The following is a 13,548-nucleotide window of genomic DNA, read 5'->3' as shown; positions in this document are numbered from 1 at the left end:
CGGCGACACATCATCAAGTCAGCCGCCAGTGTACCCAATTGCGCGCCTACACCGTGGCCCAATCGAACTGGCCCGGGAAGCCGGTGGCGTCGTCGGCGGTCAACGGCTTGGCAACGATGAAGCCCTGGGCCAGCTCGCAACCGTTTGTGCGCAGCCACTGATACTGCTCGCGCGTCTCCACGCCCTCGGCGATCACGGTGATGCCGAAGTCGCGGCACACGCTGATCACGTTGCGGGCCAGGGCCGCGTCGCGCTCGGACTCGGGCAGGCGCGCCACCAGGTGGCGGTCGAGCTTGAGGGTGTCGATGGGCAGGTCGCGCAGCAGCTTGAGCGAGCAATGGCCGGTGCCGAAGTCGTCCAGCGCCACGCGCACGCCCAGGTTGTGCAGCTCGTGCAGCTGGCGCATGGCCTCCTCCTGATTGTGCATCAGCGAGGTTTCCACCACCTCCACTTCCAGCTGCTGGGCCTGCAGGCCGTTCATGGCGATGGCACGCTGCAGTTCGGGCACCAGGTTAGGCATGGCGAACTGGGCGTTGCTGAGGCTGATGCTGAGAATCAGCCCGTCATCGAAGCTGTCGCGCCAGGCATGGCGCTGGGCGGCGCCCTGCTGGTAGATCCAGCTGGTCAGGCGGCTGATCAGCCGGGCCTCTTCCAGCAGCGGAATGAACAGCCCTGGCGGCACGTCGCCGACGCTGGGGTGGCGCCAGCGCAGCAGCGCCTCGAAACCGCGCAGGCGGCCGTCGGCGATGGCCACCTGGGGCTGGTAGACCAGGGTGAAATCCTTTTTCTCGATGGCGCTGCTGACGCTGTCCTCGAGCATCAGCCGCGAGCGCGCCCGGCCATTCATGTCCTGGTCGTAGTAGCGGTACTGCTGGCGCCCGGCCTGCTTGGCCGCGTACATGGCGATGTCGGCGGCGCGCAGCAGGCTGTCGAGGTTGGAACCACATTCAGGGTATGTAGCGATGCCGATGCTGACGCCCAACGTCACGTCCAGGCCGTCGATCTGCTGGCACATGGAGACTCGGTCGATGAGCTTTTCCGCGACCTTGGCCGCCTGCTCGGGGTATTCGAGGGTGTCGAGCAGCGCGGTGAACTCGTCGCCGCCCATGCGCGCGACGATGTCATAGCTGCGCAGGCAGTCCTTGAGCTGCTCGGCCACCCAGCGCAGCACCCGGTCGCCGGCGTCGTGGCCGTGGTTGTCATTGATGCGCTTGAAGCCGTCCAGGTCCAGGTACAGCAGTGCCTGGGACTTGTCCGAGCGCTCGTTGCGCACCAGCGCGCTTTCCACGGTCTGGTAGAAGCCACGGCGGTTCAGCAGGCCGGTCAGCGGGTCGGTGACGGCCTGGTATTCCAGCTGCTGGTGCAGGTTGCGCACCACCGACATGTCCAGCACCGTCACCACCATGGCGTGCTGCTCGCCAGGCAGCGGCGCGCAGGACAGCGCCGCAGGCAGCTGCTGGCCCGACACCGTGCACAGCACCGCGTCGTGCACCCGGAAGGTCTCGCGGTTGGCGTAGGCGCGGTAGAACTCGGAGTCGGCCCACTGCCCTACCGTGGGCTTGACCACGAACTTGAGCAGCTCGGCGCCGGTAAGCTCGGCCACCGAGGCGTTGAGCAGGCGCGAGATAGCCGGGTTGGCGAAACTGATGCGGCCTTTCTCGTCGATCACCAGGATGCCTTCGGCAGCGTTCTCCAGCACCGAGGCGTTGAAGGCACGGGCGGTTTCCAGGTCGCGGCTCAGGCGCTGCAGGTCGCGGCGGTTGCGCTGCTGTTCGAGCAGGGCCTGCACCTTGGGCCGCAGGATCTGTGGGTCGAAGGGCTTGAACAGGTAATCCACGGCGCCGTTGGCGTAGCCCTTGAGCACCGAGGCCTGGTTCTGTTCGTTGGCGGTGAGGAAGATTATCGGGGTCAACCGCGTGCGCTGGCTGCCGCGCATCAGGCGGGCCACTTCGAATCCGTCCATGCCTGGCATCTGCACATCCAGCAGCACCAGGTCGACTTCATGTTCCAGCAGCATGCTCAGGGCTTCCACACCGGAAGCGGCCGTTACCACCCGCCAATCCTGACGCTCGAGCAAGGCCCGCATGCTGATCAGGTTTTCGGGGTAGTCATCAACGACCAGTAGCACTGAGCCGCCGTCATTTGGCTGGGATTGCGCGCATTCCATGCATGCTTCTCGTCAAGACATATGGCACCGGCCTTTATGACAAAAACCGGATACAGATCGTTCCTTACTCTAGACCGGGATCCAAAGAAGCGGGAGCCGTTAAAGTGCCAGCACCCTACCAAAGATCGCTTACCCGACTAACGGTAATTTTCCACAGCCCCCGAAATCAAAGGCCTGCAGGTAAATCGACGAAAGGTTGGCGCCAACTAATCGACGTGCCAGCATTAACAATTTAATTTCAGGTCTCTATAAAGAGCGCCCTCTTCAACCCCCGAGCTAAGCGGCCGGGTTGGTTTTCCGGCAGTCGACCGCCGCGATAAAAGGAAGGCAACAACATGATAGACCTATCGACCTGGATGCTCAGCGTTCCGGAAGGAACGCCAGCGCAGACCATCAGTACCCCGACCCTGGTAGCGGGCTTCAAGGACCAGTATTTCCATTCCGATACCGGCACCCTGTTCTTCTGGGCCCCGGTGACCGGCACGGTCACCGACAGCGCCATCTACCCGCGCTGCGAACTGCGCGAGGCCAACGCCGACGGTTCGGTGCGCAATTGGCAGTACCCCACCGCCGACAACACCCTGCGCGCCACCCTGGCCGTCGACCAGGTGCCGTCGTCGGGCAAGGTGGTGATCGGCCAGATCCACGTGTACGGCAGCAACCAGCCGCTGCTCAAGGTGGAATACCAGTACAAGACCAAGACCCAGACCGGCAACATCGTCGCCAAGGTGCGCTACCACCTGGACGATGACGAGCCCACGGTGATCCAGGTGGCCACTGGCGTGCCCATGAACAAGCAATTCAACTACCTGATCCACCTGAGCCCCGGAGGCCAGTTGAGCGTGGATGCCGCGGGCTACACCTGGACCGACCAGATCAGCGGCACCTGGAAGGCCTCGCAGCTGTATTTCAAGGCCGGGGTCTATACCCAGGACAACACCGGGGATGCCACCGAAGGCGGGACGGTGACGTTCTACAAGCTGGCGATTGCCCATACCTCCACGTAGCAGCTGCCGCAGGCTGCGTCAGGCCTTGGACGCGGCCTGCGGCCGCTGCTACGGGGCGGCGTCCTGGGGTGATTCGGCGTAACGCAGGCTCTGCGCGCGCAAGTGGTTGCCGTGGATGCAGTTGTCCACCAGCCGCTGGCGCAGCGACCAGTCGGTGTTGATGATGTAGTGGTTGAGTATCGGCTTGCCCGGCCCCGAGGCGAACCAGGTCATCAGGTCGCCGGATCGGTCATTGGGCACGAAGAACGGCAGCGCGTATTTGCAGGCCTGGACCGACTTGAGTTCCAGCTCGCCCTTGGTCTCGCGGCCCACCCGCGCGATGAAGTCGCGTAGCTGGTTGTTGGTGGGCGTGTTACTACCGATCCAGCGCTGGTTCACCCCGTCCCAGAATTTGGCGTCGCGCACCGCGCGCTTGTAGGCGATGACGGTATTGGCCGGGCCGGCATTCCAGATCTGGTTGATGGTCATGCGGGCCATGCTCGGGGTTACCAGGCGGTTCTCGCCCACCCGGGCCTTGATCAGCCCTGCAAGTTCCAGATGAGCGGCTTCGGTAAAATTCTTGAACTCATGGAAATCCAGAATCACGATTTCCTGCGAGGTGTTGAAACCAGTCGTAGCGCGGAACTGATCAAGCCCACCAAGAATGTCGTTCGCCACCGTACGGCCGGAGGTGGTGCTGTGGAAAATCGAAAAGCGTCGTGGATCCCCCGCCCCGTAACCAGAGAAAAACTGCACGCGCAGGTCCAGCACACGGATACCTGCCCGCAATTGCTTCAACGGCGATACATCCTGGCACGTCTCCATGGAGGGGGTATTGGCCGCCTCCTTGTCGAAACCCGAGTGGTGCGTGCCCGGCAGTATGCAGTCCTGAATGCGCAGCGAGCGGGCGCCGCTGTAGCGGCTCATCCAGTCTTCGCGCACGTTGTTGAACGGCTTGCAGACACCTCCCGACAGCCCGCCATTGGGGCACCAACCTGCCAGGGTTTCCTGCTCATCCTCGCTCAGCGAGCAGATATTGGCCGCTGGCAGCGGCTCCAGACCATCGAAATTGACGAGATTGTTCATGCTGCGTTCCTTCATTCACATGAGTAGTGCACGCGAACTTACGGAGTGTGCGAGGCCGATTTAATCCAGAAAGTCTTCAAGGCCCGGCAGTTGTTCTAGACCTGCCGGGCACAAAAAAGCCCCACCTTTTCGGGGCGGGGCTTCCGGGTGTTGCCAGGCGCTTAGTTGACCTTGGCGTTCAGCTCGCCCTTGGCGTAGCGCTGGAACATCGCTTCCAGGGAGATCGGCTTGATCTTCGAAGCGTTGCCGGCGGTGCCGAAGGCTTCGTAGCGGGCGATGCACACGTCGCGCATGGCCTTCACGGTTTCACCGAAGAACTTGCGAGGGTCGAACTCGCTCGGGTTGGTGGCCATCAGGCGGCGCATGGCACCGGTGGACGCCAGGCGCAGGTCGGTGTCGATGTTGACCTTGCGCACGCCGTGCTTGATGCCCTCGACGATTTCCTCGACCGGCACGCCGTAGGTTTCTTTAATGTCGCCGCCGTACTGGTTGATGATCGCCAGCCACTCTTGCGGTACCGAGGAAGAACCGTGCATCACCAAGTGGGTGTTAGGGATGCGCTTGTGGATTTCCTTGATGCGGTCGATGGCCAGCACGTCGCCGGTAGGCGGCTTGGTGAACTTGTAGGCGCCGTGGCTGGTGCCGATGGCGATGGCCAGGGCGTCCACCTGGGTCTTCTTGACGAAGTCGGCGGCTTCTTCCGGGTCGGTCAGCATCTGGCTGTGGTCCAGCACGCCTTCGGCGCCGATGCCGTCTTCTTCACCGGCCATGCCGGTTTCCAGGGAACCCAGGCAGCCCAGCTCGCCTTCTACCGACACGCCGCAGGCGTGGGCCATGGCCACGGTCTGCTGGGTGACGCGCACGTTGTACTCGTAGTCGGTGGGGGTCTTGCCGTCTTCGCCCAGCGAGCCGTCCATCATCACCGAGCTGAAGCCCAGCTGGATCGAGCGCTGGCAGACGTCAGGGCTGGTGCCGTGGTCCTGGTGCATGCACACCGGGATGTGCGGGAATTCTTCGATGGCGGCCAGGATCAGGTGGCGCAGGAAGGGGGCACCGGCGTATTTGCGAGCGCCGGCCGAGGCCTGGACAATTACCGGGGAGTCAGTCTTGTCAGCGGCTTCCATGATGGCGCGCATCTGCTCAAGGTTGTTGACGTTGAAAGCTGGGACGCCGTAGCCGAACTCTGCGGCGTGGTCCAGCATCTGGCGCATGCTAATGAGTGCCATCTTGTGTTTATCTCCCGGTCGAGGGTCGTTAATCGTGCAAGCCTGCCGAAGCGGCGGCTGCCATTCAAGTAGTGTAGATCGGGCCTGTGCCCGACCCGCTGCATCACTGGGCCTTGCAGGCCCGGCCAATCAGGTCGTTGGTCGCGACCCAGTACACCAGCCCTTCATTACCTTTGCTGTGGAAGGCCAGCACGCCGTCGCTGAACAGCTCGCCCGACGCGCCGGGCTCGGCTTTCAGGCGGTAGACCTGGTCGCTGCCACCCAGCTTCACTTCCACGCTGTTCTTGCCCGCATCCAGGAAGCGCCAATCGACGGTCGCCTGGCTGTCGCAGGTCCAGTGTGTCCAGTCAGCGGACACCGGGGCCTGGTTGAAACTTGCACATCCACCCAGCACTGCAAACGCCACAAGGGCCATGAAGCCTTTCATTGTACTTCCTCGGGTTGCAGCATGGCGGCAGGCACGCAGGCCCGCCGCTCAGTTCCATCGGACTGAAAAGCCCGCCAGTTGTTCCGACCCGCGGTCGGCTCAGGGGCAACCTTGCCCCGGGGCCTGGTGTTCAGGGTCGTACTTTTCCAGGCCATCCGGGCCCAGGCGCTTGTTGATGACCGGCGCGGTCTCGGCCTGCCAGTCAGCCTGGTAGCAGCCGCCCTTGCCGGGCACCTGCTCGGCTGCAGCGGGCGCCGGCTTGCCGGCGCACCCGGCGAGCACGCCAGCCAGCAACAACAGCGGCAATGCCTTGGTCATCTGGACGCTCCCTTTCCATTCGCGCATGGCGTATCAGGCCTTGGCCCGCTGCTCCAGCATCTCGACGGCCGGCAGCACCTTGCCCTCGACGAACTCGAGGAAAGCGCCGCCACCGGTGGAAATGTAGGAGATGTCCTTGGACACGCCGTACTTGTCGATGGCCGCCAGGGTGTCGCCGCCGCCGGCGATGGAGAACGCCGGGCTCTCGGCGATGGCCTTGGCCAGCACCTTGGTGCCGTTGCCGAACTGGTCGAACTCGAACACGCCCACCGGGCCGTTCCACAGGATGGTCTTCGACGATTTCAGCAGCTGGGCGAACTGCTCGGCGGTCTGCGGGCCGATGTCCAGGATCATGTCGTCATCGGCCACGTCGGCGATCAGCTTGACGGTGGCTTCGGCGGTTTCGGCGAACTGCTTGGCCACCACCACGTCCACCGGCAGCGGCACGCTGACCTTGGCGGCGATGGCGCGGGCGGTGTCCAGCAGGTCCGGCTCGTACAGCGACTTGCCGACCTTGTGGCCAGCCGCGGCCAGGAAGGTGTTGGCGATGCCGCCGCCGACGATCAGCTGGTCGCAGATCTGGCTGAGGCTGTTGAGCACGTCCAGCTTGGTGGACACCTTGGAACCGGCGACGATGGCGGCCATCGGCTTGGCCGGGGCGCCCAGGGCCTTGCCCAGCGCGTCCAGCTCGGCGGCCAGCAGCGGGCCTGCGGCGGCTACCTTGGCGAACTTGGCCACGCCGTGGGTCGAGCCCTCGGCGCGGTGGGCAGTGCCGAAGGCGTCCATGACGAACACGTCGCACAGGGCGGCGTATTGCTGCGCCAGCTCGTCGGCGTTCTTTTTCTCGCCCTTGTTGAAGCGCACGTTCTCGAACAGCACCAGGTCGCCGGCCTTGACGTCGACGCCGCCCAGGTAGTCAGCCACCAGCGGCACGTCGCGGCCCATGGCCTTGCTCAGGTAGTCGGCCACCGGCTTCAGGCTGTTCTCGGCGGAGAACTCGCCTTCGGTGGGACGGCCCAGGTGCGAGCAGACCATCACTGCTGCGCCTTTCTCCAGCGCCAGCTTGATGGTTGGCAGCGAGGCCAGGATACGCGCGTCGCTGGTGACCACACCGTCTTTCACGGGAACGTTGAGGTCTTCGCGGATCAGCACGCGCTTACCTTGCAGATCGAGGTCGGTCATCTTCAACACTGTCATGTGTTCAGTCCTTCAAGCCTGTTTTAATTGTTGGTTGACGACGTACAGGAAGTGCTCCGCGACGTCGAGCATCCGATTGGCAAAGCCCCATTCGTTGTCGAACCAGGCCAGGATGTTCACCAGGCGCGGGCCTGATACACGGGTCTGGCTGGCATCGACGATGGCCGAATGCGGGTCATGGTTGAAATCACAGCTGGCGTGCGGCAGCTCGGTGTAGGCCACCAGCCCTTTGAGCGGGCCAGTGAGGGCGGCGTCGTGGAGGATGCGATTGACCTCCGCGGCGTCGGTGTCCCGGCGCACCTGCAAGGTGATGTCCAGGCACGACACATTCACTGTCGGCACGCGCACTGCTTTGGCCTGGATTCGGCCGCCGAGTTCCGGCAGCAACCGCTCTATTCCGCGCGCCAGCCCGGTGGACACCGGGATGATCGACTGGAAGGCCGAGCGGGTGCGGCGCAGGTCCTCGGCATGGTAGGCATCGATCACCGGCTGGTCATTCATGGCCGAATGGATCGTGGTGATCGAGATGTACTCCAGGCCCAGGGCCTCATCCAGCAACCGCAGCAACGGCACGCTGCAGTTGGTGGTGCAGGAAGCGTTGGACACCAGCGTCTCGGTACCGGTCAATACCTGCTGGTTGATGCCGAACACCACAGTGGCGTCGACATCGGTCTCGCTGGCCATGGGCTGGGAGAACAGCACCCGTGGGGCGCCGGCGTCGAGGAAACGCTGGCCGTCGGCACGGGTATGCCACGCCCCGGAGCATTCTAGTACCAGGTCGACGTCAAGCGCCGCCCAGTCGATGCCCTCGGGGCTGGCGCTGCGCAGTACTTTCACGCAGTCGCCATTGATCATCAGACAGTCGCCTTCGCTGCGCACCTGGCCGGGGAAACGGCCGTGGGTGGAGTCGAAGCGTGTCAGGTATTCGAGACTGGCCATGTCGGCCAGGTCGTTGATGGCAACCACCTCGAAGCCCGCTTCGGCGCCGCGCTCGTACAACGCACGCATGACGCAACGGCCGATACGGCCGTAGCCATTGAGTGCAACTTTATAGGGGCGTGGCTGGGGCATGAGGTGCTCACTGAAAACAATGGTTCAAACCTTTATGCAAGCTGCAGTGCAAATGCTGTTGTGGGAGCTGGCTTGCCAGCGAGCTTTTCAGGGGCCCTAAAAGCTCGCTGGCAAGCCAGCTCCCACAAGAACCAGCATGGAGCACCTGCCCCGCAGGGCAGGCCTTACATCAGTCTTCCAGCAGTTCTTCGGCAGTACCGACGATGTTGTCGACGGTGAAGCCGAACTCTTCGAACAGGGCGGCCGCAGGGGCCGACTCGCCGAAGGTGGTCATGCCGATGACGCGGCCTTCCAGGCCCACGTACTTGTACCAGTAGTCGGCGTGCGCGGCCTCGATGGCGATGCGCGCGCTGACTTCCAGTGGCAGCACGGCCTGCTTGTAGCTGGCGTCCTGGGCTTCGAACACGCTGGTGCACGGCATCGACACCACGCGAACCTTGCGGCCCTGCTCGGTCAGCTTGGCCTGGGCCTTCACGGCCAGGTCAACTTCGGAACCGGTGGCGATCAGGATCAGCTCCGGCTCGCCGTCGCAGTCCTTGAGGATGTAGCCACCGCGGGCGATGTCAGCCAGTTGCGCGGCATCGCGCGGCTGGTTCTGCAGGTTCTGGCGGCTGAAGATCAGCGCCGAAGGACCGTCGTTGCGCTGGATGGCGTGCTTCCAGGCCACTGCCGATTCAACGGCGTCGGCTGGGCGCCAGGTGTCCAGGTTCGGGGTGCAGCGCAGGCTGGCCAGCTGCTCGATCGGCTGGTGGGTAGGGCCGTCTTCGCCCAGGCCGATGGAGTCGTGGGTGAACACGTACAGCACGCGCTTCTTCATCAGGGCCGACATGCGCACGGCGTTGCGGCAGTATTCCATGAAGATCAGGAAGGTGGCGCCGTAGGGCACGAAACCGCCGTGCAGGGCGATACCGTTCATGATGGCGCCCATGCCGAACTCGCGTACGCCGTAGTGCAGGTAGTTGCCACCTGGCTCTTCGGCGCTGACGCTCTTGCTGCCCTTCCAGAAGGTCAGGTTGGAACCGGCCAGGTCAGCCGAACCGCCCAGCAGTTCAGGCAGCAGCGGGCCGTAGGCGTTCAGGGCGTTCTGGCTGGCCTTGCGGCTGGCGATGGTCTCGCCCTTGGCAACCACTTCGGCGATCCAGGCGTCGGCCTTTGCGGCGAAGTCGGCTGGCAGCTCGCCGGCCATGCGGCGGATGAACTCGTTGGCCAGCTCAGGGTGTGCGGCGGAGTAGGCGGCGAAGCGCTGGTCCCAGTCGGCTTCCAGCGCGCGGCCGGCTTCCTTGGCGTCCCATTCGGCGTAGATGTCGGCCGGGATTTCGAAAGGACCGTGGTTCCACTTCAGCGCGGCGCGGGTCAGGGCGATTTCCTCGGCACCCAGTGGCGCGCCGTGGGACTCTTCCTTGCCCTGCTTGTTCGGCGAACCGAAGCCGATGGTGGTCTTGCAGCAGATCAGGGTCGGACGGTCGCTCTTGCGGGCGGTCTCGATGGCGGTCTTGATCTCGTCGGCGTCATGGCCGTCGACGTTGCGGATCACCTGCCAGTTGTAGGCTTCGAAACGCTTCGGCGTGTCGTCGGTGAACCAGCCTTCGACTTCGCCGTCGATGGAAATGCCGTTGTCGTCGTAGAAGGCGATCAGCTTGCCCAGGTCCAGGGTACCGGCCAGGGAGGCGACTTCGTGGGAGATGCCTTCCATCATGCAGCCATCACCCAGGAACACGTAGGTGTGGTGGTCGACGATGTTGTGGCCTGGGCGGTTGAACTGGGCGCCCAGGGTCTTTTCGGCGATGGCGAAGCCGACGGCGTTGGCCAGGCCTTGGCCCAATGGGCCGGTGGTGGTTTCCACACCCGGGGTGTAGCCGAATTCCGGGTGGCCCGGGGTACGGCTGTGCAGCTGGCGGAAGTTTTTCAGATCGTCGATCGACAGGTCGTAACCGGTCAGGTGCAGCAGCGAGTAGACGAGCATCGAACCGTGACCATTGGACATCACGAAACGGTCGCGGTTGGCGAACGACGGATTGGTCGGGTTGTGCTTCAAGAAGTCACGCCAAAGCACTTCGGCGATATCCGCCATGCCCATGGGGGCACCGGGATGGCCGCTGTTGGCTTTTTGCACGGCATCCATGCTGAGGGCACGAATGGCGTTGGCACGCTCACGACGGCTGGGCATCGCTTATCTCCTGGGCTTTATAAAAAGTACGGATTTCGAAAAGACCGGCATTTTCCCCCAGGCCACGTCTCTGGGCAATGACAGATAGTCATTGCGCAGCGTTTTTCCTGCCTTGCGGAGCCTAAATGTCGATCGGCCTGCAACGTATACCTGCAGTGGACCCCTTTTGCCGGCCAGGGATTCCATCCATCGACCAATATCAAAACTTTTTGATATTGGTCTTGCGGGGTGGCATTTCGCTGACTAGACTGCCGACCCTATGAATCTACCTGCGCCCGCGATCCGCCACGAATACAGCGACGAGCTGGCCGCCCTGTGCAAGGCCGGCGGCGACCCGCTGCGGCTGAACGTCTTGCGCGCCCTGGCCAGCGACTCGTTCGGCGTGCTGGAACTGGCGCAGATCTTCGCCATCGGCCAGTCGGGCATGAGCCACCACCTCAAGGTGCTGGCCCAGGCAGGCCTGGTGGCCACCCGCCGCGAAGGCAACGCGATCTTCTATCGCCGCGCCCTGCCCGACACCGGCGCGCTGGGCGGCCGCCTGTACGCGGCGCTGCTGGACGAGGTCGACGACCTCGACCTGCCGGCCGACGCCGAGGCACGCATGGCGTTGGTGCAGCGCCAGCGCGCGGCCACCAGCGAACACTTTTTCTCGCGCATGGAAGAGAAATTCCGTGCGCAGCAGGACCTGATCGCCGGGCTGGCGCAGTACCGCGACAGCGTGCTGGCGTTGCTCGACAAGCTCAGCTTCGATGCCCAGGCCAGCGCCCTGGAGATCGGCCCCGGCGACGGTGCATTCCTGCCCGACCTGGCCAGCCGCTTTGCCCAGGTGACGGCGCTGGACAACAGTGCCGAGATGCTCGACCTGGCCCGCCAGCTGTGCCAGCGCGAGAACCTGGACAACGTCCAGTTGCACCTGGCCGACGCCCTGGGCGACACCAGCGTGCAGGCGCACTGCGTGGTCTTGAACATGGTCTTGCACCACTTTCCGGAGCCGGCCCAGGCCCTCAAGCAACTGGCCACCCGGGTAAAACCGGGCGGTAGCCTGCTGGTGACCGAGCTGTGCAGTCACAACCAGAGCTGGGCCCGGGACGCCTGTGGCGACCTGTGGCTGGGTTTCGAACAGGAAGATCTGGCCTTTTGGGCCGCTGCTGCGGGACTGGTTCCCGGGGAAAGCCTGTATGTAGGCTTACGTAATGGTTTCCAGATTCAGGTCCGTCATTTTCAGCGGCCGGCTGGCGACACTCACCATCGGTAAATTTAGGAAACCGTCGAGATGAGCGAATATTCTCTTTTCACCTCCGAGTCCGTCTCTGAAGGGCACCCGGACAAGATCGCCGACCAGATTTCTGATGCGGTGCTGGACGCCATCATCACCCAGGACAAGTTCGCCCGCGTCGCGTGCGAAACCCTGGTGAAGACCGGTGTCGCCATCATCGCTGGCGAAGTGACCACTTCGGCCTGGGTAGACCTGGAAGACATCGTCCGCAAGGTGATCGTCGATATCGGCTACAACAGCTCCGAAGTCGGTTTCGACGGCGCCACCTGCGCCGTGATGAACATCATCGGCAAGCAGTCCGTGGACATCGCCCAGGGCGTTGACCGCAGCAAGCCTGAAGACCAGGGCGCCGGCGACCAGGGCCTGATGTTCGGCTACGCCAGCAACGAGACCGACGTGCTGATGCCAGCGCCGATCTGCTTCTCGCACCGCCTGGTAGAGCGCCAGGCCGAAGCGCGCAAGTCGGGCCTGCTGCCTTGGCTGCGCCCGGACGCCAAGTCCCAGGTTACCTGCCGCTACGAAGGCGGCAAGGTCGTGGGCATCGACGCCATCGTGCTGTCGACCCAGCACAACCCGGACGTTTCCTACGCCAACCTGCGTGAAGGCGTGATGGAAGAGATCGTCAAGAAGGTGATCCCGGCCGAGCTGCTGCACCGTGACACCCAGTTCCACATCAACCCTACCGGCAACTTCATCATCGGTGGCCCGGTGGGCGACTGTGGCCTGACCGGCCGCAAGATCATCGTCGACAGCTACGGCGGCATGGCCCGCCACGGCGGTGGCGCGTTTTCCGGCAAGGACCCATCCAAGGTTGACCGCTCGGCTGCCTACGCCGGTCGCTACGTGGCCAAGAACATCGTTGCCGCCGGCCTGGCCGACCGTTGCGAGATCCAGGTGTCCTACGCCATCGGCGTGGCCCAGCCTACGTCGATCTCGATCAACACCTTCGGCACCGGCAAGATCAGCGATGACAAGATCATCAACCTGGTCCGCGAGCACTTCGACCTGCGTCCGTACGCGATCACCACCATGCTCGACCTGCTGCACCCGATGTACCAGGCCACCGCGGCCTACGGCCACTTCGGCCGTACCCCGGAGCAAGTGACCGTGGGCAATGACACCTTCACCACGTTCACCTGGGAACGCACCGACCGCGCCGACGCGCTGCGTGCTGCTGCCGGCCTGTAACAAGACCGACACCAAATAAAAAGCCCCGGCCGGGAAACTGGCCGGGGCTTTTTCGCTCCTATGCCTGCCCTCTCCACGGGCAACGTTTATTTTCAGACTTTGAGGTTCCGATGCGCATTTCGCTGTTCGCCCCCGCCGCCGCCCTGCTGGGCCTGTTTGCCATCAACGCCCAGGCGGCCAACATGGCCACCATGGCCAACTCGCCTGACCGCCACGACAACGCCCAGGTGCAGGTGCACAAGGCGCCGCAGCACAAGATCGTCACCAAGAAGGCCCCGGCGCCCAAGCACAAGGTCCAGGCGCGCAAGGCGCCGGCCCACAGCAACCAGGAACACCGCGACACCCCGGCCAACCGCTGAGTCGGTAGCACCCGGTAACCAGACGGCTGGGCGCCGGTAGCAAAGCTTTCCTAGGCTTGGGGTTCGCCCAGTCGTGCAAG

At 63.9% G+C, this 13,548-nt stretch carries 12 protein-coding genes; 4 read left to right on the top strand and 8 right to left on the bottom strand.

The features are described 5' to 3' along the window. Positions 1-46: 46 nt before the first annotated feature. Positions 47-2,167, bottom strand: coding sequence for a putative bifunctional diguanylate cyclase/phosphodiesterase (locus tag ACWKWX_RS03830; RefSeq protein ID WP_476299811.1), 2,121 nt, complete (start codon positions 2,165-2,167; stop codon positions 47-49). Positions 2,168-2,502: 335 nt separating this feature from the next. Between ACWKWX_RS03830 and ACWKWX_RS03825 the strand changes: the two genes are divergently transcribed. Beyond that, a complete protein-coding gene (locus tag ACWKWX_RS03825; protein ID WP_473004744.1) occupies positions 2,503-3,174 on the top strand; it encodes a polysaccharide lyase family 7 protein in 672 nt (223 codons plus the stop codon). 48 nt (positions 3,175-3,222) lie between these two features. On the opposite strand, the gene ACWKWX_RS03820 is transcribed toward ACWKWX_RS03825, so the two are convergent. The 7 genes from ACWKWX_RS03820 to tkt form a co-directional block, all read right to left on the bottom strand. Continuing rightward, positions 3,223-4,239, bottom strand: a complete 1,017-nt coding sequence (locus ACWKWX_RS03820) for a PI-PLC domain-containing protein (protein WP_483827054.1) — start codon at positions 4,237-4,239, stop codon at positions 3,223-3,225. Positions 4,240-4,400: 161 nt separating this feature from the next. Beyond that, positions 4,401-5,465 (bottom strand): class II fructose-bisphosphate aldolase, encoded by a 1,065-nt coding sequence (fba, locus tag ACWKWX_RS03815; RefSeq protein WP_416427291.1) that lies wholly within the window; start codon positions 5,463-5,465, stop codon positions 4,401-4,403. 103 nt (positions 5,466-5,568) lie between these two features. Then, positions 5,569-5,892 (bottom strand): MliC family protein, encoded by a 324-nt coding sequence (locus ACWKWX_RS03810; RefSeq protein WP_416427292.1) that lies wholly within the window; start codon positions 5,890-5,892, stop codon positions 5,569-5,571. Positions 5,893-5,991: 99 nt separating this feature from the next. Next, positions 5,992-6,210 (bottom strand): hypothetical protein, encoded by a 219-nt coding sequence (locus ACWKWX_RS03805; RefSeq protein WP_416427293.1) that lies wholly within the window; start codon positions 6,208-6,210, stop codon positions 5,992-5,994. Positions 6,211-6,243: 33 nt separating this feature from the next. Next, entirely contained in the window at positions 6,244-7,407 is a 1,164-nt protein-coding gene (locus ACWKWX_RS03800) for a phosphoglycerate kinase (protein ID WP_483827053.1), read from the bottom strand. A 12-nt stretch (positions 7,408-7,419) separates the two neighbouring features. Continuing rightward, complete coding sequence (gene epd, locus ACWKWX_RS03795) at positions 7,420-8,478, bottom strand: erythrose-4-phosphate dehydrogenase (protein ID WP_416427295.1); 1,059 nt, start codon at positions 8,476-8,478, stop codon at positions 7,420-7,422. A gap of 169 nt (positions 8,479-8,647) precedes the next feature. Then, on the bottom strand, positions 8,648-10,645 hold the full coding sequence (gene tkt / locus ACWKWX_RS03790; protein WP_483827052.1) for a transketolase: 1,998 nt from the start codon (positions 10,643-10,645) through the stop codon (positions 8,648-8,650). Positions 10,646-10,904: 259 nt separating this feature from the next. On the opposite strand from tkt, the gene ACWKWX_RS03785 reads away from it, so the two are divergent. From ACWKWX_RS03785 to ACWKWX_RS03775, 3 genes are all read left to right on the top strand, one after another. Continuing rightward, positions 10,905-11,900, top strand: coding sequence for an ArsR/SmtB family transcription factor (locus ACWKWX_RS03785; protein WP_473004747.1), 996 nt, complete (start codon positions 10,905-10,907; stop codon positions 11,898-11,900). A gap of 18 nt (positions 11,901-11,918) precedes the next feature. After that, positions 11,919-13,109 carry a methionine adenosyltransferase gene (metK, locus tag ACWKWX_RS03780; protein ID WP_416427299.1) on the top strand — a complete coding sequence of 397 codons (1,191 nt, stop codon included), beginning with the start codon at positions 11,919-11,921 and terminating at the stop codon, positions 13,107-13,109. A 110-nt stretch (positions 13,110-13,219) separates the two neighbouring features. After that, positions 13,220-13,468 (top strand): hypothetical protein, encoded by a 249-nt coding sequence (locus tag ACWKWX_RS03775; protein WP_416427300.1) that lies wholly within the window; start codon positions 13,220-13,222, stop codon positions 13,466-13,468. Positions 13,469-13,548: the final 80 nt, after the last annotated feature.

Source organism: Pseudomonas imperatae (genome assembly GCF_057128625.1).
The sequence above is the reverse complement of the archived record's forward strand: the minus strand, read 5'-3'. Positions and strand labels throughout refer to the sequence as shown.

Bases quoted from the DNA above. Each gene is read 5' to 3' on its own strand.
- ACWKWX_RS03830 (WP_476299811.1), bottom strand. From the start codon at position 2,167: ATGGAATGCGCGCAATCCCAGCCAAATGACGGCGGCTCAGTGCTACTG.
- ACWKWX_RS03825 (WP_473004744.1), top strand. From the start codon at position 2,503: ATGATAGACCTATCGACCTGGATGCTCAGCGTTCCGGAAGGAACGCCA.
- ACWKWX_RS03820 (WP_483827054.1), bottom strand. From the start codon at position 4,239: ATGAACAATCTCGTCAATTTCGATGGTCTGGAGCCGCTGCCAGCGGCC.
- fba (WP_416427291.1), bottom strand. From the start codon at position 5,465: ATGGCACTCATTAGCATGCGCCAGATGCTGGACCACGCCGCAGAGTTC.
- ACWKWX_RS03810 (WP_416427292.1), bottom strand. From the start codon at position 5,892: ATGAAAGGCTTCATGGCCCTTGTGGCGTTTGCAGTGCTGGGTGGATGT.
- ACWKWX_RS03805 (WP_416427293.1), bottom strand. From the start codon at position 6,210: ATGACCAAGGCATTGCCGCTGTTGTTGCTGGCTGGCGTGCTCGCCGGG.
- ACWKWX_RS03800 (WP_483827053.1), bottom strand. From the start codon at position 7,407: ATGACAGTGTTGAAGATGACCGACCTCGATCTGCAAGGTAAGCGCGTG.
- epd (WP_416427295.1), bottom strand. From the start codon at position 8,478: ATGCCCCAGCCACGCCCCTATAAAGTTGCACTCAATGGCTACGGCCGT.
- tkt (WP_483827052.1), bottom strand. From the start codon at position 10,645: ATGCCCAGCCGTCGTGAGCGTGCCAACGCCATTCGTGCCCTCAGCATG.
- ACWKWX_RS03785 (WP_473004747.1), top strand. From the start codon at position 10,905: ATGAATCTACCTGCGCCCGCGATCCGCCACGAATACAGCGACGAGCTG.
- metK (WP_416427299.1), top strand. From the start codon at position 11,919: ATGAGCGAATATTCTCTTTTCACCTCCGAGTCCGTCTCTGAAGGGCAC.
- ACWKWX_RS03775 (WP_416427300.1), top strand. From the start codon at position 13,220: ATGCGCATTTCGCTGTTCGCCCCCGCCGCCGCCCTGCTGGGCCTGTTT.